The sequence below is a fragment of the Pseudomonadota bacterium genome (genome assembly GCA_038533575.1).
GTDB lineage: Bacteria > Pseudomonadota > Alphaproteobacteria > Rhodobacterales > Rhodobacteraceae > Shimia_B.
In genome coordinates, this window is record JBCAYL010000052.1 from 1 (window position 1) to 535 (window position 535).

General features: G+C 67.3%; 1 protein-coding gene. It reads right to left on the bottom strand.

The genetic code is table 11. The features are described 5' to 3' along the window. Positions 1-535 (bottom strand): DNA mismatch repair protein MutS (locus AAFM92_16960; GenBank protein MEL7302046.1); only part of this gene is annotated, 535 nt, incomplete at both ends.

A 535-nucleotide genomic window follows, 5' to 3' on the forward strand; every position in this document is an offset into this window, starting at 1 on the left:
CCGCGGGCAGCGTCCGCTCCACAACGGGGTGCCGTGCTGCCTCGAGGTCGAGCACGCGCGACTCGTCGACGGTCGGGCGCACGTAGTCGTACTTCCGCGCGGCCTCGGCGAGCCCGGCGAACACGTCGAGCATGGCGAGGTAGCGGGCGTTGCGCTGGATCGGCTCGACGGCCTCGGCGACGGCCATGCGCAGCTCCGAGAACAGCTGCTGCTCCAGCGCGAGGGCGCGCTCCTCGGCGGTGAGAATCTTCTCCTCGTAGACCTTCAGATCCTCGGTGATGTAGCGCTCTGCATTGACGAGCGTCTGCTTGCGCGTCCACGCAACCGGCACCTTGTCCTTGTGCGTGTTGGTGACTTCGAGGTAGTAGCCGAAGACCTTGTTATATGCGATCTTGAGGCTCGTGATGCCCGTCTCGGCGGCGGCGCGCGCCTGGAGTTCGGCGAGGTACGTCTTGCCGCCCTTCGAGACCGTGCGGAGGTCGTCGAGTTCGTCGGAGAACCCGGCGCGGATGGTGCCGCCCGCGTCCATCTTGGC